19 protein-coding genes are annotated in these 23,770 nt (G+C 70.0%); 8 read left to right on the forward strand and 11 right to left on the reverse strand.

Annotated elements, in window-relative coordinates:
- Positions 1-4: 4 nt before the first annotated feature.
- From ctaD to DEJ04_RS11505, 4 genes are all read right to left on the reverse strand, one after another.
- On the reverse strand, positions 5-1,741 hold the full coding sequence (gene ctaD, locus DEJ04_RS11490) for a cytochrome c oxidase subunit I (protein WP_027465266.1): 1,737 nt from the start codon (positions 1,739-1,741) through the stop codon (positions 5-7).
- An 11-nt stretch (positions 1,742-1,752) separates the two neighbouring features.
- The gene (gene coxB / locus DEJ04_RS11495) at positions 1,753-2,655 is read right to left on the reverse strand and encodes a cytochrome c oxidase subunit II (protein ID WP_027465265.1); all 903 of its coding nucleotides are present in this window, start codon (positions 2,653-2,655) and stop codon (positions 1,753-1,755) included.
- A gap of 292 nt (positions 2,656-2,947) precedes the next feature.
- The gene (locus DEJ04_RS11500; RefSeq protein ID WP_181437802.1) at positions 2,948-3,316 is read right to left on the reverse strand and encodes an iron-sulfur cluster assembly accessory protein; all 369 of its coding nucleotides are present in this window, start codon (positions 3,314-3,316) and stop codon (positions 2,948-2,950) included.
- Between the two features lie 58 nt (positions 3,317-3,374).
- Positions 3,375-4,826 carry a dipeptidase gene (locus DEJ04_RS11505; protein ID WP_111047144.1) on the reverse strand — a complete coding sequence of 484 codons (1,452 nt, stop codon included), beginning with the start codon at positions 4,824-4,826 and terminating at the stop codon, positions 3,375-3,377.
- 52 nt (positions 4,827-4,878) lie between these two features.
- Here DEJ04_RS11505 and DEJ04_RS11510 point away from each other — a divergent pair, with 52 nt between their 5' ends.
- Entirely contained in the window at positions 4,879-5,454 is a 576-nt protein-coding gene (locus tag DEJ04_RS11510; protein WP_111023129.1) for a DUF3043 domain-containing protein, read from the forward strand.
- 233 nt (positions 5,455-5,687) lie between these two features.
- Here DEJ04_RS11510 and DEJ04_RS11515 read toward each other — a convergent pair whose 3' ends face one another.
- From DEJ04_RS11515 to hisD, 3 genes are read right to left on the reverse strand one after another with little or no spacing between them, the layout of a single operon-like run.
- On the reverse strand, positions 5,688-6,764 hold the full coding sequence (locus DEJ04_RS11515; RefSeq protein WP_084741082.1) for a quinone-dependent dihydroorotate dehydrogenase: 1,077 nt from the start codon (positions 6,762-6,764) through the stop codon (positions 5,688-5,690).
- Positions 6,761-7,261, reverse strand: coding sequence for a transcriptional regulator NrdR (gene nrdR / locus DEJ04_RS11520; RefSeq protein WP_111047145.1), 501 nt, complete (start codon positions 7,259-7,261; stop codon positions 6,761-6,763). The genes DEJ04_RS11515 and nrdR overlap by 4 nt, the downstream gene beginning before the upstream one ends.
- A 13-nt stretch (positions 7,262-7,274) precedes the next feature.
- Positions 7,275-8,582 (reverse strand): histidinol dehydrogenase, encoded by a 1,308-nt coding sequence (gene hisD, locus DEJ04_RS11525; protein ID WP_111023126.1) that lies wholly within the window; start codon positions 8,580-8,582, stop codon positions 7,275-7,277.
- A gap of 53 nt (positions 8,583-8,635) precedes the next feature.
- Here hisD and DEJ04_RS11530 point away from each other — a divergent pair, with 53 nt between their 5' ends.
- From DEJ04_RS11530 to DEJ04_RS18435, 4 genes are all read left to right on the forward strand, one after another.
- A complete protein-coding gene (locus DEJ04_RS11530; RefSeq protein WP_111047146.1) occupies positions 8,636-9,994 on the forward strand; it encodes a hypothetical protein in 1,359 nt (452 codons plus the stop codon).
- A complete protein-coding gene (locus tag DEJ04_RS11535; RefSeq protein ID WP_111047147.1) occupies positions 9,991-11,445 on the forward strand; it encodes a glycosyltransferase family 2 protein in 1,455 nt (484 codons plus the stop codon). Before DEJ04_RS11530 ends, DEJ04_RS11535 begins: the two co-directional genes overlap by 4 nt.
- On the forward strand, positions 11,445-14,033 hold the full coding sequence (locus DEJ04_RS11540) for a glycosyltransferase (protein WP_111047148.1): 2,589 nt from the start codon (positions 11,445-11,447) through the stop codon (positions 14,031-14,033). Before DEJ04_RS11535 ends, DEJ04_RS11540 begins: the two co-directional genes overlap by 1 nt.
- 147 nt (positions 14,034-14,180) lie before the next feature.
- The gene (locus tag DEJ04_RS18435) at positions 14,181-14,336 is read left to right on the forward strand and encodes a hypothetical protein (RefSeq protein ID WP_175529707.1); all 156 of its coding nucleotides are present in this window, start codon (positions 14,181-14,183) and stop codon (positions 14,334-14,336) included.
- Between the two features lie 18 nt (positions 14,337-14,354).
- Here DEJ04_RS18435 and DEJ04_RS11545 read toward each other — a convergent pair whose 3' ends face one another.
- Positions 14,355-14,933: an SGNH/GDSL hydrolase family protein gene (locus tag DEJ04_RS11545; RefSeq protein WP_111030345.1), complete on the reverse strand. Its 579-nt coding sequence runs from the start codon at positions 14,931-14,933 to the stop codon at positions 14,355-14,357.
- A 50-nt stretch (positions 14,934-14,983) separates the two neighbouring features.
- Between DEJ04_RS11545 and DEJ04_RS11550 the strand changes: the two genes are divergently transcribed.
- Both DEJ04_RS11550 and DEJ04_RS11555 read left to right on the forward strand, forming a co-directional pair.
- On the forward strand, positions 14,984-16,099 hold the full coding sequence (locus DEJ04_RS11550) for a glycosyltransferase (protein ID WP_111047149.1): 1,116 nt from the start codon (positions 14,984-14,986) through the stop codon (positions 16,097-16,099).
- A gap of 44 nt (positions 16,100-16,143) precedes the next feature.
- On the forward strand, positions 16,144-16,992 hold the full coding sequence (locus DEJ04_RS11555; RefSeq protein ID WP_181437803.1) for a DUF6270 domain-containing protein: 849 nt from the start codon (positions 16,144-16,146) through the stop codon (positions 16,990-16,992).
- Here DEJ04_RS11555 and DEJ04_RS11560 read toward each other — a convergent pair.
- Positions 16,982-18,721 (reverse strand): glycosyltransferase family A protein, encoded by a 1,740-nt coding sequence (locus DEJ04_RS11560; RefSeq protein WP_111047151.1) that lies wholly within the window; start codon positions 18,719-18,721, stop codon positions 16,982-16,984. The two genes, DEJ04_RS11555 and DEJ04_RS11560, sit on opposite strands and share 11 nt — an antisense overlap.
- Positions 18,718-20,280, reverse strand: a complete 1,563-nt coding sequence (locus tag DEJ04_RS11565; protein ID WP_181437804.1) for a glycosyltransferase — start codon at positions 20,278-20,280, stop codon at positions 18,718-18,720. The genes DEJ04_RS11560 and DEJ04_RS11565 overlap by 4 nt, the downstream gene beginning before the upstream one ends.
- A 117-nt stretch (positions 20,281-20,397) precedes the next feature.
- Between DEJ04_RS11565 and DEJ04_RS11570 the strand changes: the two genes are divergently transcribed.
- The gene (locus DEJ04_RS11570) at positions 20,398-23,133 is read left to right on the forward strand and encodes a CDP-glycerol glycerophosphotransferase family protein (protein ID WP_111047153.1); all 2,736 of its coding nucleotides are present in this window, start codon (positions 20,398-20,400) and stop codon (positions 23,131-23,133) included.
- Here the strand turns inward: DEJ04_RS11570 and DEJ04_RS11575 are convergent.
- Positions 23,067-23,765, reverse strand: coding sequence for an acyltransferase (locus DEJ04_RS11575; RefSeq protein WP_258370861.1), 699 nt, complete (start codon positions 23,763-23,765; stop codon positions 23,067-23,069). The genes DEJ04_RS11570 and DEJ04_RS11575 overlap by 67 nt on opposite strands.
- Positions 23,766-23,770 lie beyond the last annotated feature (5 nt).

Raw genomic sequence — 23,770 nt, forward strand, 5'->3', positions numbered from 1 at the left:
GGCGTTACTTCACCTCGCCCTTCGCGGCGTCGTAGGTCGGGGCATCGGGGGCGTCCTTCGCGGGACCCACACCGATCGGCACACCGGCCTCGGGGTGGTTCAGGTCGAAGGCCGGGGACTCCGAACGGATACGCGGGATCGACGTGAAGTTGTGGCGCGGCGGCGGGCAGGAGGTCGCCCACTCGAGCGAGCGGCCGTAGCCCCACGGGTCGTTCACGGCGACCTTCGGTGCGTTCCGGGCGGTCACGTAGACGTTGAAGATGAACGGCAGGAACGAGATCGCGAGGATCATCGAGCCGATCGTCGACAGCTGGTTCATCCAGGTGAAGCCGTCGTTCGGCAGGTAGGTCGCGTAGCGACGCGGCATGCCGATGACGCCCAGCCAGTGCTGGATGAGGAACGTGGTGTGGAACCCGATGAACAGGAGCCAGAAGTGGATCTTGCCGAGACGCTCGTTGAGCATCTTGCCGGTCCACTTCGGCCACCAGAAGTAGAAGCCGGAGAACATCGCGAAGACGACGGTTCCGAAGACCACGTAGTGGAAGTGCGCGACGACGAAGTACGAGTCGGACACGTGGAAGTCGAGCGGGGGCGACGCCAGGATGACACCGGTCAGACCACCGAAGGTGAAGGTGATCAGGAAGCCGAGGGCCCAGAGCAGCGGCGTCTCGAACGTGACCGAACCGCGCCACATCGTGCCGACCCAGTTGAAGATCTTCACGCCGGTCGGGACCGCGATGAGCATCGTCATGAGCGAGAACCACGGGAGCAGGACTCCGCCGGTGACGTACATGTGGTGCGCCCACACCGTGACCGAGAGGGCCGCGATGGAGATGGTCGCGTAGACCAGGGTCTTGTACCCGAAGATCGGCTTGCGGCTGAACACCGGGAAGACCTCGGAGACGATGCCGAAGAACGGCAGCGCGATGATGTAGACCTCGGGGTGCCCGAAGAACCAGAACAGGTGCTGCCAGAGCAGGGCCCCGCCGTTGGCCGGGTTGAAGATCTGTGCGTCGAACACGCGGTCGAGCCCGAGGCCGAAGAGCGCCGTCGCGAGGACCGGGAAGGCCATCAGGACGAGGAGCGCCGTCACGAGGGTGTTCCACGTGAAGATCGACATGCGGAACATGGTCAGACCCGGGGCACGCATCGTGATGATCGTGGTGATGAAGTTCACCGCGCCGAGGATCGTCGAGAAGCCGGTCATGCCGAGCCCGAAGACCCAGAGTGTGCCGCCGAGCCCTGGTGTGAACGTCGTGTCACTCAGTGGCGCGTAGGCGAACCACCCGAACGAAGCAGCGCCCTGCGGGGTGAGGAAGCCGCCGACCGCGATGAGCGAGCCGAACAGGTAGAGCCAGAAGGCGAAGCCGTTGAGTCGCGGGAAGGCGACGTCGGGCGCACCGATCTGGAGCGGCATGATCGCGTTCGCGAAGCCGGAGAACAGCGGCGTCGCGAACATCAGCAGCATGATCGTGCCGTGCATCGTGAACAGCTGGTTGTACTGCTCCTTCGTCGCGACCACGTGCAGGCCGGGTTCGAAGAGCTGGGCGCGGATCACGAGGGCCATCACACCTGCGAGCAGGAAGAAGATGAACGACGCGATCAGGTACATGTACCCGATGGTCTTGTGGTCGGTGGAGGTGATCCACCGAACGACGATGTTGCCCTTCCGACCCACCTTCGACGCCTGGAAGTCCGGCGACGAGGTCTGGGTCGGTTGGCCGACGAGTGACGTTGTCATCTGACGAGCCCCTACTTGTTCTCGCTGGACGCCTCGACCGGCGCCTTGTTGTTCGGTTCGTTGGTGTTGGTGTTGTACTCGTCACCGAGCAGACCGACCTTGCCCTGGTCCTTCAGGGTGTCGAGGTAGTCCTGGTACTGCGCCGGCGTGACGACCTTCACCTGGAAGAGCATCAGCGAGTGGTACTCACCGCAGAGCTCCGCGCACTTGCCCTGGTACGTGCCGAGCTTCTCCGGGATGAAGTACTCCCAGTTGGTCTTGCCCGGGAGCATGTCCTTCTTGTACAGGAAGTCGATGACCCAGAAGGAGTGGTCGACGTCGCGCGAGGAGAGCTCGATCGCGACCTTCTTGCCCTTCGGCAGGTAGAGGGTCGGCAGCTGCGACTCGTCGATCGCCCCGTTGGCGTTCTCTTCTTCCTGGGCCTGGATGCCCTGGTAGTAGACGCTCTCTTCGGGGTTGTCCTTGTTGATGTAGTTGAAGTCCCACGCCCAGCGCTTGCCGTACACGTGCACGGTGGCGTCCGGGTCGGCGAAGGGCTTCTCGATCGCGGCCTGGTCCTTCGCGGTGAAGGCGAAGAAGCCCAGCACGAGGATCAGCGGCACGATCGTGTAGAAGATCTCGAGCGGCATGTTGTACCGCATCTGCACGGGCAGGCCGGTCTGGCCCTTCCGGCGGCGGTAGACGATCGCGGCCCAGATGATCAGGCCCCACACGATGAGACCGACGGCGAGGAGAACGACCCAGCTGGTGGTCCACAGGCCGACGATGCGGCTCGTGTGGTTGGTGACGTTCTTCGTCTCCTCCGTGCCGGGGAGCCATCCGTTCATCTGCTGCTGCGTGCAGCCAGCCAGTGCGATGACCAGACCGACGGCCACCGGGACGGCCGCCCAACGTATACGGCGATTCGAACGCACTGTTACCTCTCGCAAAAGACGTGAGCTTCGGAGGTCAGCCCGTCGAGTCCGACGGCGAGCCGCACGAAGGCGGCGCATGGCTGGCTCCCAGCTTGATTGGAACACTCCTAGCTTACTCGCAGCTCGGTACCGCTCGCGCACACACGACACGGTTCTGGCCTCGATCCGCACGTCTGCGGGCACGATTTCGCCCGGTCACACCGCGCCCCGGTGCGCCATGTCCGGTCACACGAACGCGAGCGGGGAGCGACCCTTCCGGTCGCTCCCCGCTCGCGTGTCGGATCACTGGCGATCAGTGGAAGCTGTCACCACAGGCGCAGCTGCCCTGCGCGTTCGGGTTGTCGATCGTGAAGCCCTGCTTCTGGATCGTGTCCTCGAAGTCGATCGTCGCGCCGTCGACGTACGGGACGCTCATCTTGTCGACGACGACCTCGACCCCGTCGAACTCGGCGGTGACGTCACCGTCGAGCAGGCGCTCGTCGAAGTACAGCTGGTAGATCAGGCCCGAGCAGCCGCCGGGCTGGACGGCGAGGCGCAGGCGCAGGTCGTCGCGGCCCTCCTGCTCGAGCAGGCTCGCCACCTTGCCGGCAGCGGCGTCGCTCAGGAGGACGCCGTGCGACTGCGTTTCGGTCGCCGGTGCTTCGGTGATGGTGTCGCTCATCGCGCGTCTCCCTCCGGGCGGTGCTGGTCACCGCGCCTGGCGTCGATTGTAAGCACCCTCAGCTGCGCGTCGCGAGCCTGGCGAGCAGGATCGTCTCCGACGCGATGGCACGGTGCAGGACCCCGAGGTGCTGCGACTCGTTCGGGCTGTGGGCGCGCGTGTCCGGGTCCTCGACGCCGGTGACCAGGATCTGCGCGTCCGGGAACTCCGCGGCGAGGTCGGACACGAACGGGATCGACCCACCGATGCCCTGCTCGACCGCCTCGGCACCCCAGCCCTCGCGCATGGCCGTGCGGGCCTCCTGGACGGCCCAGCCGGCGGTGTCGACGAGGAACCCGTCGCCGCTGTCCGGCTCGGTGATCTCCATCCGTGCACCGAACGGGACGTGCTCGCGCAGGTGCCGCTCGACGGCCGCGGACGCCTGCCGGGCGTCCTGACCGGGGGCGACGCGGACCGAGACCCGTGCCGAGACCGAGGGCAGCAGGGTGTTCGAGGCGTTCGCGACGCTCGGCACGTCCATGCCGGTCACCGTGATCGACGGCTGGAACCACATGCGGGACAGCACGGCGCCGGTGCCGATCGGGCGGACACCTGGGACGAGAGCGGCGTCCACGGCGAGTTCGTCCTCGGTGCGCTCCGGCACGTCGGCCTCGTACGAGGACAGCCCCGCGACGGCGACCGAGCCGTCGGCGTCGTGCAGCGAGGCGAGCAGCCGCACCATCGGGATCATCGCGTCCGGGGCCGCTCCCCCGAACATGCCGCTGTGGCTGGCGTGCTCGAGCGTGGTCAGGGTGAGCTTGAAGGTGACGTTGCCGCGCAGCGAGACCGTGATCGACGGGACCTCGGTGGACCAGTTGTCGCTGTCCGCCACGACGATGACGTCGGCGGCGAGGTGCTCCTTCTGCTCGCGCAGGAACGTGCGGAACGAGCGGGAGCCGAACTCCTCCTCGCCCTCGACGAAGAGCACGATCCCGAGGTCGAGGTCGTCACCGAACTGGGCGTGCACCGCGCGGAGCGACGCGATGTGCGTCATCACGCCGGCCTTGTCGTCCGAGGCACCGCGGCCGTACAGGCGGTCACCGCGGAGGGTCGGCTCGAACGGCGGCGTCTCCCACAGGGCCTCGTCGCCCTGCGGCTGCACGTCGTGGTGGGCGTAGAGCATCACCGTCGGCTTGCCGTTCCGCGCCGGGCGCACCGCGAGCACCGCGGGCTGGCCGAGCTCGGTCTCCGCGTCGGCCTCGGCGACGTCGGCCGTCGACCCGGACACCGCGGACCGCACGATCCGGACGTCGTCCGCGCCGAAGACCCCGGTCGACCGGGCGAGGTCCGCGACGGCCTCGGCACTCGCGCGCACGTTCGACGCGTCGAAGGCCGACCAGGACACCGACGGCAGGCGCACCAGCGCGGACAGGTCGGCGATCGTCGTGGGCAGTGCGCCCTGCACGTGTTCGCGCAGGGCGTCGAGGAGCGCGGGGTCGGTCGCGGGGCTGTGCTGTTCGCTGTCGGTCATGCCCGGTAATCTAGAGGAGATCCCGCACGCACACCGCCGTTAGGAACGCACCGTGGCGAAGGCAGCCCCCAAGACCAACACGACCGTCAACCCGACCGAGGCCGAGCTCCTCGAGCAGGGCAAGGGCCGCCCCACGCCGTCCCGCCGCGAGCGAGAGGCAGCGAACCGCCGCCCCCTCGTCGGCAACACGCCGGTCGACAAGAAGGCTGCCCGTGCCCGCCTCAACTCAGAGCGCGAGCGTGCCCGGGTCGGCATGGCCAACGGCGAGGAGCGTTACCTGCCGGCGAAGGACCGCGGTGAGCAGCGACGCTTCGTCCGCGACTGGATCGACGCCCGCTGGAACGTCGGCGAGGTCATGATGCCCGTGCTCGTGCTGTTCCTCATCGTCGGGTTCGCGGCCGCGCAGACGGTCATCGCGTCCTACTCGCTCCTGCTCGTGTGGGCGTTCGTGGCGCTGTTCATCATCGACTGCGTGGTGCTGTGGCTGTCGCTCCGCCGCAAGCTCACCAACAAGTTCGGCGAGTTCCAGCGCGGCACGTTCCTCTACATCCTCACGCGGGCGTGGCAGCTGCGCTTCCTGCGGCTGCCGAAGCCCCAGGTCCGGCGTGGGCAGTACCCCACGCTCTAGCCACACGCACACGACGAAGCGCCGCCCGGCCTGCCGGGCGGCGCTTCGTCGTTCCCGCTCCCCTGTTCCCCGCTCCCACGCTCCGCATCGGCGATCGAGTGAGCAGAACACGACGGGTCGACTGGCGAGCCACGGCGTGTTCTGCTCACCCGATGGCGCAGGCGCGCTCCCAGGAAGGACTGGAGGCCCGTGGCGGTGTCGCCACGGGCCTCCAGTCCGTCAGGTGGTCGCGTCTACCGCGCGGCGCGACGCAGCCGCCGACGGCGCAGCCGGTTGATGCGCGCGGCCCAGGTGGGTCCCTCGTAGAGGAACGCCGTGTAGCCCTGCACGAGCGTGGCTCCCGCGTCGATGCGGTCCTGCACGTCCTGCTCGGTGGTCACGCCACCGACGGCGATGACGCAGAAGTCGGCGGGCACCGCGGCGCGGACGCGACGCAGCACCTCGAGCGAGCGGGCGGCGACCGGCGCACCGGAGAGTCCCCCGGCGCCCATCGCCTCGACGTCGGACGGATCGGCGGTCAGCCCGTCGCGGGAGATCGTCGTGTTGTTCGCGATCACCCCGGACAGCCCGAGCTCGACCGCGAGGCCCGCGATCGCGTCGATCTGCTCGTCGGTCAGGTCCGGCGCGATCTTGACGAGCACCGGCGTCCGGCCGGCGGCGTCACGCACCGCGGACAGCAGCGGTCGGAGCTGGTCGAGTTCCTGCAGTCCGCGCAGACCGGGCGTGTTCGGCGAGCTGACGTTGACCGCCAGGTAGTCCGCGAACGTCGCGAGCCGACGGGTGGACTCGAGGTAGTCGTCGATGGCGTCCTCGACGGAGACGACCCGGCTCTTGCCGATGTTCACGCCGATGACGGGGCGACCGGGGTTGCGGCGGGCGCGCTCGAGGCGCCGGGCGGCCGCTGCGGCGCCGTGGTTGTTGAAGCCCATGCGGTTGATCAGGGCACGGTCGCCGATCAGCCGGAACAGGCGCGGGCGCTCGTTGCCGGGCTGCGGCTTGGCGGTGATGGTGCCGACCTCGACGTGGCCGAAGCCGAGCAGGCCCAGACCGGCGATGCCGCGGGCGTCCTTGTCGAACCCGGCCGCGAGACCGAAGCGCGACGGGAAGTGGATGCCCATCGTGGTGATGCCGTCGGCCGCCGCGGGACGGCAGTACCGCTCGACGACGCCGCTCAGGAACGGCACGCGGGGCAGCCCGGCGATGACGGCGAAGGCCAGGTGGTGGGCACGTTCCGGGTCCATGTTCGCGAACACGGAGCGGAACACGACGCGGTAGCCGCCGCGCACGATGCGTTCGGCGATGCCGCTCACGCGCGCGTGCCGGACGATGTGGACGACCCGGCGGCCGTGTCGGACGCCGCATGGTGGTCGCGGCGGAGCTGGCCGATGGCGTCCTCGAAGTCCTCGAGCGAGTCGAACGCCTGGTAGACGCTCGCGAACCGCAGGTAGGCGACCTCGTCGAGCTCCCGCAGGGGCGCGAGGATCGCGAGGCCGATGTCGTTCGCATCGATCTGGCTGGATCCGGAGGACCGCACGGTCTCCTCGACGCGCTGCGCGAGCACGGCCAGGTCACCGTCGGTGACCGGACGCCCCTGGCACGCCTTGCGGACGCCGGAGACGATCTTGTCGCGGCTGAACGGCTCGGTGACACCGTTGCGCTTCACGACGTTGAGCGATGCGGTCTCGGTGGTCGAGAACCGTCGACCGCAGTTGGGGCACTGTCGACGGCGGCGGATGGAGGTTCCGTCGTCGCTCGTCCGTGAGTCGACGACGCGGGAGTCCGGGTGGCGGCAGAAGGGGCAGAACATGTCGTTCCCCAGGCTATCGGTTCGTGCGCTCCGTCACGGCGGCCCCGTGCGCGGGGAGCTGCTCCTCGGTGGACAGGGCGACGATGTGCGGCGCGACCTCGGCCAGGGCCTCGGGCGTGTACCGGACGATCTGCTGGGGTCGCAGGAACGTCGACGCGGACAGCCCGGACCCGAACCGGGCCTGGCCGCCGGTCGGCAGCACGTGGTTCGACCCGGCCAGGTAGTCCCCCAGGCTCACCGGCGTGCTCGGCCCGACGAACACCGCACCGGCGGCGTCGATGTCGGCCAGCACGGCGTCGTCGTCGACCGTCTGGATCTCGAGGTGCTCCGGCCCGTAGGCGTTGCTCACGGTCGCGGCGTCGGTCAGCGAGTCCACCAGGACGATCGCGGACTGCGGTCCGTCCAGGGCGGTCTGGAGGCGCGCTGCCGTCCCGAGCACAGCGGTGCGTTCCGGGATGGCGGCTTCCACCGCGTCGGCGAACGCCGCGGACGTCGTCACCAGCACGCTGCCGGCCTGCTCGTCGTGCTCGGCCTGGCTGATGAGGTCGGCGGCCACGAACCCGGCGTCGGCGGTGTCGTCCGCGATCACGAGGATCTCGGTCGCCCCGGCCTCGGAGTCGATGCCCACCACCCCGCGCACCAGGCGCTTGGCGGCGGCGACGTAGTTGTTGCCCGGACCGGTGACCAGGTCGACCGGCTCGAGGTCGATCTCGGCGACGCCGTACGCCAGCGCGCCGACGGCTCCGGCGCCGCCCATCGCGTAGACCTCGTCGATGCCGAGCAGCCCCGCCGCGGCGAGGATCGTCGGGTGCACCGCGCCGCCGTGGTCGCGCTGCGGCGGCGACACGAGGGCGATCGAGGGCACGCCCGCGACCTGGGCCGCGACGACGTTCATCACGACGCTGGACGGGTAGACGGCCTTGCCACCGGGCACGTAGAGCCCCACGCGGCGCATCGGCTGCCAGCGCTGGTGGACCTCGGCGCCGTCGGCCAGGGTCGTCACGGACGGGGCGGGGATCTGCGCGGCACTCGCGGCCCGGACCCGGCGGATGGCCTCGTCGAGGGCTGCCCGGACCTCGGGCGTGAGCCCGGCCACGGCGGCGGTGATCTCGGCAGCGGGCACCCGGACGTTCGCGGGAGCCCCGCCGTCGAAGCGCTCGGCCTGGTCGTGCAGGGCAGCGGCCCCACGGTGTCGGACGTCCTCGATCAACTCGCGCGCGGCGTCGACCGCGTGCGACACGTCACCCGCGGCGCGGGGCATGAGTCGGAGGAGTTCGGCACGGGCGGGGAGGCCGCCGCGGAGGTCGATTCGCTGCATCATGAGGGGTCCGATCCTACCGAGCCGAACGCCGACGCCCAGTAACGTGAGGGCTGATGAACTTCGAGAAGGCACGGCGCCTCGTGAGCGACCTCGTCCGGGTGAACGAGCGGTACGCCCGCGACGGCCACTACCGCAACGACGTCCGTGAGCGACTCGGCCGGACGGTGTCCCGGGTCGACGTCGGTGTGGCTCGGCGAGAACGCGATCGTGCGCCGCTGGCCGCGCGCCCGTTCGACGGCCTGGTGGAGACGAGCCTGTCGCTCGCCGGCATCCGCACCGTGGACCGCGATCCCGAGGTGGTGCTCGTGGTCGACGAACTCCGCGAGGGTGCCGCCTTCGCCGGGGTGCAGACCGCCCTGGCCGTCGCCCTCGCGCTCGGCGACCGGCTCGGCCGGCGGGTCCGCGTCGTCATGGTCCGGTGGACGACACCCGGCAACAGTGCCGCCGCAGCCGAGGCGCTCGTCGCCGACCGGTTCCCGGAGTCGCGCGTCGACGGACGTCCCGGCGTCCGCGTGGTCCGGCGCGAGGACGTCCTGGACACCGAGTTCGGCCGCGACGACGTCTGGGTCGCCACGCACTGGAAGACCGCGCACCCGATCGACGTCGCCGTCACCGCCGGGGTCGTCCCCCGACACCGCGTCGTGTATCTGGTGCAGGACTACGAACCCGGCTTCAGCCCGTGGTCGACCGAGTACGCGGTCGCTGCCTCGACCTACCGCGCCGGCTTCCGCATGCTCGTGAACTCCGAGCCGCTGCGCCGGTACCTGGCCGACGTCGAGGGCCTCGACGTCCCCTCCGAGCACACCTTCGCACCGCACCTCGACCTCGAGCTGCTCGCACGGGTGGCCGCTGCCCGCAAGCACGAGGACGTGGTCCGGGTCCTCTTCTACGGCCGTCCGAGCAAGCACCGGAACCTGTTCCGCCTCGGCGTCGCCGCGCTGCGGGTCGCGGTGCAGGAGCTGGCCGACGACGGCATCCGGGTCGAGTTCCACTCGGCCGGTGAACAGCACGGCGACGTCGAGCTCGACGGGGGCCGGGGCGACGTGAAGCTCGTCTCGCACGGCACCATGCCCTGGGACGACTACTTCCGGTTCATCGCATCGACGAACGTGGTGCTGTCGCTCCAGCACAGCCCGCACCCGAGCCACCCACCGTTCGACGGCGCGGTGTCCGGCGCACGCGTCGTGACGAACGAGTTCCGCGGCACCCGGGCGCACCTGCACCCGAACCTCGAGGCGGTCCCCGCCGACGCCCGTTCCCTCGGCCTGGCCGTCGCCGACGCCGTACGGCAGGCAGCTGCGGATGGCCCGACCGGGCACGTGCCCCTGGCCGCGGGAGTGCTCGGTGGCCCGCTGGAGACCGCCGTCGACGCCCTCGCACGTGCACTCGAAGCAGAGGAGTCCACCCGATGACCCGCTCCACCCTCGTCGTCGTGCCCGTGTACGGCGACCTCGACTCCCTGCTGCGGTGCGTCGACGGGCTCCTCGAGCACCTCGACGCCGAGCGGCACCGCGCCCTGTTCGTCAACGACTGCGGGCCCGATGCGGACACCATCGAGCGGGCGCTGCTCGACCGGATCGGCGACCGCCCCGGGTTCCGGTACGAGCGGAACGACCACAACCTCGGGTTCGTCGGCACGTGCAACCATGCTGTGGACGAACTCGACCGCGGTGCCGACGAGCCCGACACCGAGGCCGTCCTGCTCCTCAACAGCGACGCCGTGCCGACGGCGGGGTTCCTCGACGCGATGCTCGCGGTCCTCGACGAGGACCGCACCGGCGTCGTCACCGCGCGCAGTGACAACGCGACGATCGCGAGCATCCCCTACCGCCTGACCAACCGGGGCGCGGCCCGCACCGAGGACCGCACCCGACGGGTCTGGGGCGAGCTCGCACCGCTGCTCCCGGTGTCCCAGGTCCTGCCCGTCGCGATGGGGTTCTGCTTCCTCACCCGCCGCGAGCTGATCGCCGAGCACGGTCTGTTCGACGAGGCCTTCGCGCCCGGTTACGGCGAGGAGAACGACTACTGCCTCCGGATCGCCGCCCACGGCTGGCTCGCCAAGATCGCCAACCGCGCGCTGGTCCTGCACGCCGGCGGCAAGAGCTTCTCCGGCAACCGCAGCGCCCTGCGCGCCGCACACCAGCGCGTGCTCGAGGGTCGCTACCCGTTCCTGCCGGACGCAGTGGCCGCGTACCAGCGGCACGGCATGACGGCGACCGAGCGGTTCGCCGACGTCCTCGTCCCCTCGGGGCAGCGCCCGCGGCTCGCCGTGGACCTGCGGCACGTCGAGGACGCCGACACGCTCGTCCGCCAGGTCGAAGCGGCCTTCGGGGACGGCTTCGACCTGGAGGCCCGGCTCCCCGCCGGTACGTCGGCACCGGCCGCGTGGACCGTCACCACCGGAGACCCCAGCCCAGACGACCTCGTCACCGTCGCCGTGCTCGTGGACCCGGCGCCCGCGGACGTCGTCACGGCCAACCGCCGGGCGCTCCACCTGGTGGTCGTACGGGCCGCGCAGAACGCAGTGCCGTGGTCGTCGCGAGCGCACCGGACGGGTGCCGACACCCTCGCGGCCGTCGTGGACCACTTCGCCGTGGTCGTCACACCGGGCGCGGTCACCGACGCCCGTGCACGCATCGCGGACGCGCTGACGGCCCCGCTCGCGGGCACGGCCGACGCGCTCGAACGTCGGTGGGCGGCACTGCTCCCCCTCGACCTCACGGCTGCCGACGTCGCCGCGGCGAGCGCGGCGGACGAGGTCGTGCGCCTGCGCCACGAGCTCGCCGACCTGCGCGCGAGCAGGTCCTTCCGCACCGGCCAGGCGATCGCGAAGGTCGCCGCACGACTGCCGGGGCGCCGCTGATGGCCGAGGCCAAGGGCATCGGCCGCGTCGCACGGCGCCTCGCCCGACCCTTCCGGGGCCCGGACAGACCGCTGACCGTGACCGACCGGCTCGACCGCTGGGCCCGGCGGATCGGCGAGTTCGAGGTACTGGACCGCGCGTACATCGAGGCACAGACCGGGCGGACGTTCGACACCGACGCCGACGCCGTCGCGTTCTACGTGCACAACGACGGGCAGCGGGGGCTCTCGCTGCACCCGCTCGTCGAGCACGAGTGGATGCGCGAGCACCAGCCCGTCCCCGCGATGTCCTGGTACGACGCCCTGCACCAGGAGGGCCCCGAGCTCTTCCAGACCGGGCCGCTCTTCGACGCAGGCGTGTACGCCGCCTCGGTGCCGGGAGCCGACCGCCCGGCGACCACGCTCGATGCGCTCCGGCACTTCCTGCGGAACGCGACCGATGCGACCACGCTCCCCGTGCCTCCAGGCCGCCGTGGCGACGCTCCCACCTGGGGCGCCGCACGCGACGCAGCCGTCGCCGATGCGCGCGCCTTCGCCGGTGCGCAGCACCGCACCCGGCGACGCTACCGGTCCACGTGGGACGGGCCCGAGGTCGCCGAGGCCCTCGGCCGGTACCCGCGCGGTGTCGCGCGGCGCGACGCGGAGCAACCGCTCGTGTCGATCGTGATGCCGGTGTACCGGCGCGCCGACGTGGTCGGTGCGGCAATCGCTTCGGTGCGAGCGCAGCAGCACACGAACTGGGAACTCCTCGTGGTCGACGACGGGTCCGGCGACCACACCGTCGACGTCGTGCGCGGGCTCGCTGCCGAAGACGGGCGCATCCGGCTCCTCGAGCGGGAGAACGGCGGTGCCGGCGCCGCACGGAACACCGGACTCGCGGCCGTGCGTGGCGACTTCGTCGCGTTCCTCGACGCCGACAACACCTGGCGTCCGGAACACCTGACCGCGGCCCTCGCGGCTCTGCTCGAGACCGACGGGCCCGCCGTGCACACGGGTCTGCGGATGGTCGGCGCGAACAACGCGGACGACCGGACCGCGCCCGTCGAGACGTACCGCGGCGAGGACGGCACGCTCGACGACCTGCTCGCGGGCAACTTCATCGACCTCAACGCGCTCGTGGTCCGCCGTGACGTCGCAGCAGGGGTCGGCCCGTTCGACGAGACGCTCCGACGCTGGATCGACTGGGAGTGGCTGCTCCGCATCGGGCAGCGGTTCGGGGTGCCTGCGTACGTGCCCGTCATCGGCGTCGACTACGACAACGTGCGGGACCAGCGACGGGTCTCCTCCGCCCAGCCCGCGTCGTGGCAGGAGGTCGCGCTCGCCCGCCACCGCATCGACTGGGACGCCCTGGCGTCCGCCGCACCGACGCGCGACACCGGACTCGTCTCGGTCGTCGTCCCGGTGTTCCGCGACTGGACGATGACCCGGCGCGCCGTCGATGCCGTCCTCGGCGCGGCCGACCACGACGGCGACCGCGTCGAGGTCGTCCTGGTCGACAACGGCTCTCCGCGATCGGTCTCCGCGATCCTCGGTGCCTGGTTCCGTGACGAACCCCGGGTGGTCCTGCAGCGCGAGGACCGGAACCGGAACTTCGCCCTGGGCAGCGACCTCGGACTCGCCCGGTCCTCGGGCGGCACCGTCGTCATGCTCAACAACGACACCGAGGTCACCACCGGCTGGCTGCGGCCGCTCGTCGGCGCGCTGGACGACCCGTCGGTCCTCGGCGCGCAGCCCCTGCTCGTGTACCCGGACGGCGTCGTGCAGGCCGCCGGCACGGTGTTCGGCGGGGACAAGGTGCTGCCCTGGCACTTCCTCGGCGAGCACCCGCGGCACGACGCCGACCGCGTGTTCGGGTCGGGCTCCGCCGGCGCAGTGCGGTTCTCGGCGATCACCGCAGCCGCCGCGGCGTTCCGTGCCGTCGACCTGATCCGCTGGCACGGGTTCGACCCCGTGTACGCCAACGGGCTGGAGGACGTGGACCTGTGTCTCCGCGCACTGACGGCGTCACCGGCGGGCTCCGCCTTCGTCGTCGTCCCGTCGTCGGTCGTCGTCCACCACGAGAGCCGCACGCCGGGCCGGGACGACGCCCGGGTCGACAACCGCCGCATCTTCGACGAGCGCTGGCACGGGCAGTACCCCGACGCCGACGCCGTCGACCGGTACGACGCAGCCGGACTGCGCTACCTCGGAGTGGCCCCCGGGCTCCCCAAGGGCCACGGCGTGATGGTGCGGTCCTCGCGACCGGTCATCGTCCGGGAGGAGGGGGCTGCAGGCTTACGTGTCGCCGTCAAGCACGACGGCACGCGCGTCGCGGACGTGTCCGCACTGGTCATCGCACTCGAAGCCGCGGGACACGTGGTGCAGGTCGACATGCCGACGTCCTGGTACCGGGGATCCAGCGGGTTGGACGAGGTGACCGTGCTGGTCGTGGGGGCACCGTCTTCGGGGCCGGGTGGTTCGTCGTTCGTGCCGCAGCCGGGGGCGCGGAACGTCGTGTGGCTGGCTGAGGGGCAGTCCGTCGCGGACGGGGACTTCGCCGTCGTGGTCGGGGCTGTGGCGGAGGCGGGGCAGGTCGTCCGGTCGCTGTGAGCGCTCCCTCGGCGCAGGTGGCGAGCGAACACCACGAGCCCGCGGAGCTGAGCGCGTTTCGATTCTGAGGCGGATTCTTCGGGCACGTTCACCAGGTTCCGAGACAAACGAGGCCTGCTGTTCACCTTGCCGGAGCAGGCTGCTCGCATGTCGCTCCTCTCGGATGCAATGCGGTCGACCTTCACGACCAAGTGCGCTGTGTGCGGCGCGGTCATCCGGAAGCGCGATGCGCTCGACCACGAGGGGCTGGCGTTCTGCTCGGTCCTCCACGAGGCCGAGTACATCGTCGCGACGCTGGACTGAGCGCCGACCGACCTCATCTCACTGGTTGAGACCCATCGTCGCCGCTGCCTGCCGGATGAACAGGCGCATGCGGACCGCCGCCTCTGCGGAGACGTGCGGGAGCGGGTGCTCGCCGTCCTCGGACATGCCGCCACCCCACGAGTTGTTGGAGGCCCGGGCGAAGGCGAACGGATCCGCGACCACCCACCCTCGTCGCGCACCGAGGTCGAACAAGTGCCGGTTCGCCACGACACCGTTCGTACGCTGGTTCACCGTGCCGTTGGTGCGGTTGTTCGGCGGGACCAAGCAGATCAGGGGTGTCTGACACTCCGCGAACCGCACGATCTTCTCGATGTTCGCGGTCATCTCCTCGAAGGGCACGCCCTCCCGGACGTCGTTCATGCCGATCATGACCACGAGCACGTCGGCCAGTGAACGACGGACCTGACCGAACGCACGCTCGGACGTCGCACCGTCCTCGGCGAAGCCTCCGACCAGCCGAAGACGGCGATCGCCGAGCTGGTCACGCCAGGACTCGGGGCGGGCCGTGACCGAGTCACCCGACACGGCGAAGGTCAGCGGTGTATCGGTGGTGATCTTGGATCGAGCTCTGAACATCCCTCGATGCTATCGACCGGAGCACCGGCGACCCCTCGTAGGATCGCCATGTGGCTCCAACAGCGCGCTCGCGTCCTCGCGACGGCCGTCCACCGCGGCTCGCGGTCTTCCCCGTCTACCGCGACAACCCGTACCTGAACCTCATGCTCCTGGCTCCACGCGCCTCGGGGTGGGACGTCCTCGAGTCCGCGAGGCTCGAGCGTTTCGAGCACGACCTGAGCTCCCTCGGCACCGGAGACGTCGTGCACGTGCACTGGACAGCTCCGATCGTGCAGCGTGCGGACGACGCCGCCGAGGCCGTTGCCCGACTCGCTCGGTTCCGAGCCGCGGTCGACGGAGCGCGGGCACACGGCGCCCGGGTCGTCTGGACGATCCACAACGCGCTCGCACACGACGTCCGGCACGAGGAGCACGAGATCGCGCTGAACCGCTACTTGGCCGCGACCGCGGACACGGTGCACGTCATGAACTCCCGCACGAGCGACGTGGTGGCGCCGTTCTACGACCTCTCCGGGCGAACGGTCGAACACCTCCCCCACCCGAGCTACCGCGGCATCTACGACGGCAACGGGTCCCGGGCGGAGGCACGAGCACGTTTCGGACTCGATGACGACGACGTCGCCGTGCTCTTCTTCGGACAGATCCGTCCGTACAAGGGAGTCGACGTCCTGATCGAGGCCCTGCAGCAGGCGTCCGCCGCCGGCCGGTTCGTCCTCCTGCTCGCCGGGAGGACGTCGGCCGAGGACGAAGCGACCATCGATCGGCTCGTGCCCGAAGGGCTCCGCACCGTCCGTCACCACGACTACGTGGCCGACGCCGAGGTCAAGCGCTGGTTCGACGCCGCGGACATCGCGGTGCTGCCGTACCGGCGCGTCCTGAACTCCGGCAGCCTCCACCTCGCCGCGACCTTCGGCGTGCCGGTCGTGCTGCCCGACGAAGCGCACCTCCGGAGCGACTTCGGCGGTGAAGCCTGGGTCCGGTGGTTCGAACCCGGTGATGCCGGCGCGCTCGCCCGGGTGCTGTCGGAGCCGTTGCCGGAACGCGGCGCCGCACTCGGGTTCACGGCCCGGCTCGCGCCGTTCGCGGTCTCCCGCCGATACGAGGCGCTCCTGCGGCACACGACGGCTGGCCTGCCGACGCGGACCGCCACGCGCCCTGAGGCATAATCAACCCTTGTTGCTGGCTCATGCTCGATCGAACGGAGAACTCGGTGTCACGGATCAAGGTGGCCATCATCGGCTCGTGCGTCACGCGAGAAGCGTTCATCACACGGAACAACCCGCACTACAAGGATGTCTACGACCTCGGTCCGCTCGCGTGGCAGACCGGTCTCGTGAGCTTCCTGTCGGCACCCGTCGCTCCGAAGATCGCGCAACAGATCCAGCCGGGTGACAAGGTCAACGAGCACGGGGCGCGCACGATGGCGCGCGACATCGCCAAGTCGGACCGCGCAGAACTCGAGTCGTTCGCGCCCGACTACCTGCTGTTCGACCTCTACTCCGACGTCCGGTACGGGCTCGCGCGGATCGGCGACGCGACCATCACGAACAACCCGAACAGCTTCCGGAAGACGGACTTCTTCGCTGCGGGTGAGAGCTTCACGACCCTGCACATGGCGAACGCGAGCGCCGAGTACGTGCCGCTCCTCGAGCAGGCCGTCGACGAGCTCGTGGCATGGCAGCGACAGGCGCTCCCGGAGACGACTCTGGTGTTGAACTGCTTCCGGTACAGCTCGTACTACCGGACGAGCACTGGCGACCTGGAGTTCGTGAAGTACCGCGGAGACCAGAAACGGGATGACCTGTACAAGCGGCTGCTGCGGGAGAACGACCGGTACGACTCGCTCTACCGTTCGATCGCTGCCCGCCACGACCTCCGCACCATCGACAACCGCGACCGTTCGTACCACTCCGACGGCGCGCACCCCTACGGCATCTCGCCCTGGCACTTCGGACGACCGTTCTTCCAGGACTTCATGGCCGACCTCGACCGCATGGTCATCGGCGATGCCCTGACCGCCGGGCACCCGGCCGACGAACTCGCCGGCCTCAGTTCCTGAGCACGGAGCGCGTTGCGCGCAGGAGCCGTCGGGCGAAGTGCCCGCTCGGCACCCGACGGTCGACGAGGAACCGCCAGCCGTCCGCACGGTCGGCCAGGGGCTGCAGTTGCACGCCGCTCGGAACGGGCGGGAGCGGCATCCTCGCGGTCACGACCGGGAAGTCGAGCCGGAGACCACGGAACGAGATCCGGACCACGGCACGGTGTCTGCCGGTGACTACGTCGCCGTTCTCCAGGCGCAGCGACCAGCGGGACGCGCGGTGATCGACCCGGAGGACGGCCTGAGTACCCGCTGACCCGGCTCCGGTCACAGTGGCGTTTTCGGTCGGGGTTGCGGTCAGGACCATGTCGAGGGACACACCGTCAGGCACCGGCCCGGCCACTGATCCGCTCAGGGTCAGGCCGCCGGCGTCCGGGTGCGCCTCGTCGACGACGAGCGGTGCGAGGTGCCGCACCGTCGAGACCAGCTGCACTGCGAGCGGGTCCTGCCCGTGGACGGCGTCCGCCATCGCTCGCAGGAGTTCGGAGCTCCCTTGGACCCCTGCCGTCAGCGGGCCCAGGTCCGTGACGGCGGATCCGAGCACCGACACGTCGGTGTGCTCCGCGCGGTTCGCCAGCAGGACCAACGGCCCGTCGTTCACGAGGGATCCGCGATCGAGTGCGAAGACGGCTGCCCCTCCGAGCACACCGACCGAGTTGATCACGTCCACCCAGGCGCGGAGCAGCACCGGCGGCACGTCGCGGTCGTCGCGCGCGTCGTGCAGCGCAGACGCGAGGCGCACGGCGATCTCCCCCGCTCCGTTGGCCACCGCGAACCAGAGCGCTCGTCGCTCGGCACGGAGCGCCTGACGATCTTCGGTCGGCACGACCGCGAGCAGATCGTGCACCGCCCTGATGACCCGGTGCAGGTCGTGCGCATCCGGCTGGCCGCGGAGGAACCGTTCGAGGTGGACGTACCCGTCGGCGTCGAGGACGACCTCGGCGTGCGCGCGGCGGACCTCCGGTGCGGCATCGGCGAGGAGTGATGCCACCTCGATCTCCTGATCGAAGTAGCTCAGCACGCCGTCGATGCCCGACGCCCTCGCGGTCATGGACGAGGCTCCCGGACGCTCGCGGTACAGGTAGACGACCTCCGGCACCACCGCGACACGGTCCGCAGCGAGGAACGCGCGGACCATCGGCACGATGTCGTTGGAGCGCGGGGCGTTCGGGAACCGGACGCCCGACGCGCGCAGGAAGTCGGTGCGGAAGACCCGGTTCCAGCATGCGCGGTTCGCCAAGAGCCTCGGCATGGCCTGGAGGTCCGTCACCGACTCGGTCAGGACGTCGTACCAACTCGACATGGGCTCCCAGGTCGACCCGGAGCTGAACTTGAGGTGCCGGCCGAGCGCGATCACGGCGTCGCTGCGCTCGGCTGCGTCGATGAGCGCCCGGTACGCCCAGTCAGGTACCAGGTCATCACCGTCGGCGAACACCAGGTACTCGCCCTGCGCGAGGTCGATCCCCTGGTTGCGGGCGGCGCCTCCCCCCGCTGCTCGGGATCGGTGCAGTCGCACACGGGGGTCGCCGGACGCGATCCGCTCCACGATCGCGACCGTCTCGTCGGTGGACCGGTCGTCGATGACGATCACCTCGAGGTCGACATCCTGCCGCAGGACACAGTCGAGCTGCTCCTCGATCCACGGCGCGACGTCGTGCACCGGCATGACGACGGAGAGCTGTGCGCTCACGGCCGACTCCTCGTCCTGAGCACGGCGGCGACGCGGCTCAGTGCCGACGGTGCGACGGCCACCTCGACACGGTGGATCCGCCCGTCGCGCAGCGTGAACTCGACGCTCCACCTGTCACCCGGCCGAGGCCTCGCCGACGACACGACCGTGTCCGATGACAGCACGCCCCGGTGCACTGCCGTCCGGGTTCCGTCGCGCTCGAGCACGACACTCCCCGGTGCCGGGTGCTCGAGACCCGTCATGCTGATCCGGAGACCACCACGGTGTCGGTCGGCGGTCGCACGGACGCGACGATTGCGTCGGAGGAACACGACGTCGTCCACTGCTCCGTCCCGCAACGCGGACAGCACGACCTGTTCGTGCTCGTCCAGCCCACGGCCGACGAACTCGTCCCAGAACGCCGCGACGAGCTCTGGACGGACAGGGAGCGGATCGCCACGCTGTGCGGCATCGACGACCGGCCGGAACAGGCGTTCGCGCCACAGGTCAGCGCCGCGCTCCGTGTCGGGACCGAGGGCCCGCTCGCACTCGGCGGCGAGACTGCCCCACCGCAGGACGACGTCCTCTGCCGGGCGGTCGAACGTCTCGACGAGCTCGGCCGCGAGTCCCGGCTCCTTCGCCCGGAGCAGGGCGTAGGCGGCGCCGGGGTAGGCGCTGAGGTCGTCGAACTCGGTCTCGTCGACCCAGGTGCCGATCCACCGCACGAAATCGGCGAGCAGGCGGGCGCCGGCTGGGTCGAGCACGCCGATCCCGCGGACCCGCGTCCACGCCTCTCGGCGGATCAGCCGCCGTCCGAAAGCCGCCGTCGCCCCATCCGCCCCGTGTGCCGCGTACGTCTCGACTGCTGCACGGGTCTGTTCGACCCAGTCGTCCAGGTCGTCGCCCCGGCCGATGCCCGACGTCACCGACTCGTCGTGTCGCCGGTGGCTGTACACCACCTCGGGCAGCACGTCGACCCTCGCTCCCACCGCGAGCCGCGCCCACCAGGAAACGTCCTCGCAGGTGGTGCCGGTCGGGAACTCGACGCCGGACTCGAGCAACCACGTGCGGTTGAAGACCTTGTTCCAGGGTGTGTGGTCGAAGGCCAGCTGCGGCGTGTCCGAGAGTCGGAGGCCGGTCCCCCCGGTCGTCCAGAGTGCGTCGTCCGTCGTCCAGTAGGTCGACTCGCGCCCGTCCCCGGTGAACTGCTCAGCCCTCCCGCTGACGATCTCCGGACCGGACTCGGCGAACACGGCAAGGAGCCGTTCGTAGGCAGCGGGCGGCACGAGGTCGTCGGCGTCCGCGAACGCGACGAAGTCGCCGGTCGCGACGCCCAGCCCGGTGTTCCTGGCGTTGCCGGCTCCGCCACGTTCCCCGATCTCGAGCACGACGATGCGCGGGTCTTCGGTGGCGAGCGACCGGACGGACTCCGTCACCCCGGAGCTGAGCCCGTCGAGCACGAGGATGATCTCGAGCCGACGGTGGCTCTGCGACCGGAGCGCCTCCAGCGCGACGTCGAACCACGGGCCGACGCTGCCGACCGGCACGACGACCGACAGCAGGGGAAGGGGTCCGCCCACAGCACTTCTCCTGGAGTTCATCACGTTCGGGTTGCGCAGTGCGCGACGAGCCAACCTCGACTTCAGCCCTAAACTATCGCAGCACGTGCATCACGACGACAGGGAGCCGATCGACCGATGGACTCAGCGATCCGGACCACACCACTCATCTCCGTCGTCGTGGCGGCACTCGACGTGGAACGGTACCTCCCGACGCTCCTGCGGTCGTTCGAACGGCAGACGTTCGACCACGACCGTGTGCAGTTCGTGTTCGTCGATGACGGGTCGACCGACTCGACGGGGTCGCTCCTCGACGACTGGGCAAGGTCCGCCGGAGCCGACGTGACCGTGATCCATCAGGACAACGCCTGGATCGCCGACGCACGGAACACCGGATTGGCCCGGGCCACCGGGCAGTGGGTCACCTTCGTCGACGCCGACGACGAGCTGGAGGAACGCTACTTCGAAGAGGTCGCGAAGTTCATCGAGTTGCACGCGTCGGACGATGTCGCGCTCCTCGCGGCCCATCAGCTCCTCCTGGACGACGACGGCGGCGTGACGGACGGGCACCCGTCCCGCAAGCGCTTCGAGAAGGGATCGCGCATCGTCGACATGCGGTTGGACCCCATCGTGCAGACCGGCGTGAACGCGGCGTTCATGCGTCGTGACCTCGTCGAGGCGGCGGGTCTCCGGTTCGACGGTCGTGTCCGACCCACGTTCGAGGACGCCCACTTCGTCGCGCGCTACCTGCTCCGCAACGGACTGCACCGGATCGGTCTGATGGCCTCGGCCAAGTACCGCTACCGTCAGCGCGGCGACGGCAGCTCCACCATGCAGACCAGCCACGAGGACCGACGGAAGTACACCGACGTGCTCCGTCACGGTCACCTCGGGCTCCTCGACGAGGCGTCGGCGACCGGACGCATCGATCGTTGGGTGGCGAACACCGTCCTCTACGACCTCGTCGGGTACTTCCGGCGCGAGCGTGCGATCCGGTCGCCCTCGGCCCTCGCCCCCGCCGATGCGTTCGACGAGTTCCACGAGCTGGCGGCTGCGGTCCTGCAGCGAGTCGGTCCGGAAGCGGTCCGCTCCTTCGACCTACTGCCCGTGGAGTTCGCGGTGCGGCGGGCGATGCTCGTCGGGTACCGGGACGAACCGGACCGCCCGAACACCGTCAACCTCGCTCAGGTCGATGAGGCCCACCAACTCGTGCAGCTCCAGTACTGGTTCACCGGCGAGATCCCGGCGGAACAGATCGCTGTCGACGGACACGAGGTCGTCCCCGAGTTCGAGACCGTCCAGGACTTCGTCTTCTACGGTCGGCCGCTGGTTCGCCGGCGCGTGATCTGGATCCCCCGCGGCCACGTCACCGAGATGCACGTGGACGGACAGCAGGTCGTCTTCGCCCGGGGTGAAGTGCCGAACCACTACGCAACCCTGACCCGCCGCCAGCTCGAACCGCAGATCCTGGCCCAGCGCCGACGCGTGGTGGATCCCAACGAGGTGGAGCTGACCAACAAGCAGCACGTCTGGCGAGCGGTGCGCGAGCGTGCGATCACAACCCGGAACTCCCTGCAGAAGACCGCACTCCGGAACGCCCTGGCACCGACGCTGGCCCGCACGCGCCGCGCACGCGAACGGTTCCAGGGCGCGTGGGTGTTCATCGATCGGGACACGGACGCGAACGACAACGCGGAACACGCCTACCGGTACGTTCGACGGCACCGTCCGGACATCAACGCCTACTTCGTGCTCAACCGCGATTCCAAGGACTGGGACCGCCTGCAGCGCGAAGGGTTCCGGATGATCGCGTTCCGGTCGCTCGAGTGGGTGCAACTGATGCTCCACGCCGAACACGTCGCGTCGTCGCACATCGCGGACTTCGTCACCAAGCCCCTGCCCGCGTCGAAGTTCGGGCAGCCGCGGTTCCACTTCACCTTCCTGCAGCACGGCGTGATCAACTACGACCTGTCGCGGTGGCTCAACTCGAAGCGACCCGACCTGTTCGTGGTCTCGACCCCGCAGGAGCGGGACGCGATCGCGGGCCACGGGCAGTGGATCTTCTCCCAGCACGAGGTCGTCCTGACCGGGCTGCCCCGCTTCGACGCGCTCCTCGAGAAGAGCCGGGCGAAGCAGGAAACCGAGCGCGACCTCATCCTCGTGATGCCAACCTGGCGTCACTACCTCGTCGGGGCGCAGGTCGCCGGATCCGGAGCGTGGGAGCGTGACGACCGGTTCATGGAGAGCCGTTTCGCCAAGGAGTACACGGCGCTCATGTCGTCGCCGGAGCTCCGCGCACTCGCGAAGCGGACCGGGAAGCGCCTCGCGCTCATGCCGCACCCGCTCCTCCGTCCGTACCTGACCGACTTCCACCTGCCCGACGACGTGGAGATCCTCGACTTCGCCGTCGACGGCGTGCAGGACGTCCTCGCCCGGAGCGCTGCGTTCGTGACCGACTTCTCGTCGCTGGCCTTCGACGCCGCCTTCATCGACGTCCCGGTGGTGTACTTCCACTTCGACCTCCGCGAGTTCTTCGGCGGCTCGCACAGTGGTCGTCGCGGGTACTTCGACTACGACGAAGCCGGGTTCGGCGAGGTCACGGGGTCCGTCCGGGAAGTGGAAGGCGCTGTCGAACGGATCGCAGAGGCCGGGTTCCGCCCGTCGGACACGTTCCGGGAACGGGCGCGACGGACCTTCGTCACGCGGGACGGGCGCAATTCGGAACGCGTCATCCAGATGATGGAGTGGTTGACGGGCGGACCACGACCAGCCGAGCCCGAGGCCGAGGCCGCGCTGCCCGCCGAGGATCAGTCCTCGGCTTCGGTGAGCTCCCAGAACGGCGAACGCTCGACCGTCGACGCGTCCGGCTTGTAGAAGGGCTCCTTCAGCGAGAGGTGCGGCCGCTCCCAGGCGACGTCGCGCCGCACGACCCGTGCCGGTGTCCCGACGGCGATGCAGTTGTTGGGGACCCGGCCCGTCACGATCGACCCGGTCCCGATCACGGAGCCGCGCCCGACGGTGGTACCGCCGAGGACCGTGACGCCGAGTGCGAGCCAGACGTGGTCACCGATGTCGATCGACCTCGACACGTTGACCCGCGCTCCGGTGCGGACGTCGAAGATCGGGTGCGCGTCGTCCGCCCGGATCTGGACGTGCGAAGCGATCATGACGTCGTCGCCGATCCGCACGGTCGTCCCCTCCGTCGCCGAGATCACGCAGTTGGCGGTGGTGGATGCGTTGGCGCCGACGAGCACGGACGAGTCCTGCCCGATCCTGATGTTCGCGACGAACGCCGGCGCACCGTGGTTCTCCGCGATGTCGAGCAGACCGTTGTCACAGTCCATGCTCACCACGATCCGCCCGAGACGCGCACGTTGGTGGACCCGCACGACGTTGTTCGACCCGCGGAACGTGATCTTGACGTTCCCCCGTTTCGGGCCGGCGTACTCGATACGGTTCCCGCGGTCGTCCGAGTAGGCCGACAGCTCCTCAACATCCGTTTGCACGGCTC

This window comes from Curtobacterium sp. MCLR17_044 (genome assembly GCF_003234435.1).
Classification (GTDB): Bacteria; Actinomycetota; Actinomycetes; order Actinomycetales; family Microbacteriaceae; genus Curtobacterium; species Curtobacterium flaccumfaciens.

Excerpts from the sequence above, each read along its gene's own strand:
- DEJ04_RS11545 (WP_111030345.1), bottom strand. The coding sequence starts at position 14,933 with ATGTTCAGAGCTCGATCCAAGATCACCACCGATACACCGCTGACCTTC.
- nrdR (WP_111047145.1), bottom strand. The coding sequence starts at position 7,261 with ATGTTCTGCCCCTTCTGCCGCCACCCGGACTCCCGCGTCGTCGACTCA.
- DEJ04_RS11535 (WP_111047147.1), top strand. The coding sequence starts at position 9,991 with ATGACCCGCTCCACCCTCGTCGTCGTGCCCGTGTACGGCGACCTCGAC.
- DEJ04_RS18435 (WP_175529707.1), top strand. The coding sequence starts at position 14,181 with ATGTCGCTCCTCTCGGATGCAATGCGGTCGACCTTCACGACCAAGTGC.
- ctaD (WP_027465266.1), bottom strand. The coding sequence starts at position 1,741 with ATGACAACGTCACTCGTCGGCCAACCGACCCAGACCTCGTCGCCGGAC.
- hisD (WP_111023126.1), bottom strand. The coding sequence starts at position 8,582 with ATGATGCAGCGAATCGACCTCCGCGGCGGCCTCCCCGCCCGTGCCGAA.
- DEJ04_RS11530 (WP_111047146.1), top strand. The coding sequence starts at position 8,636 with ATGAACTTCGAGAAGGCACGGCGCCTCGTGAGCGACCTCGTCCGGGTG.
- DEJ04_RS11505 (WP_111047144.1), bottom strand. The coding sequence starts at position 4,826 with ATGACCGACAGCGAACAGCACAGCCCCGCGACCGACCCCGCGCTCCTC.
- DEJ04_RS11500 (WP_181437802.1), bottom strand. The coding sequence starts at position 3,316 with ATGAGCGACACCATCACCGAAGCACCGGCGACCGAAACGCAGTCGCAC.
- DEJ04_RS11540 (WP_111047148.1), top strand. The coding sequence starts at position 11,445 with ATGGCCGAGGCCAAGGGCATCGGCCGCGTCGCACGGCGCCTCGCCCGA.
- DEJ04_RS11570 (WP_111047153.1), top strand. The coding sequence starts at position 20,398 with ATGGACTCAGCGATCCGGACCACACCACTCATCTCCGTCGTCGTGGCG.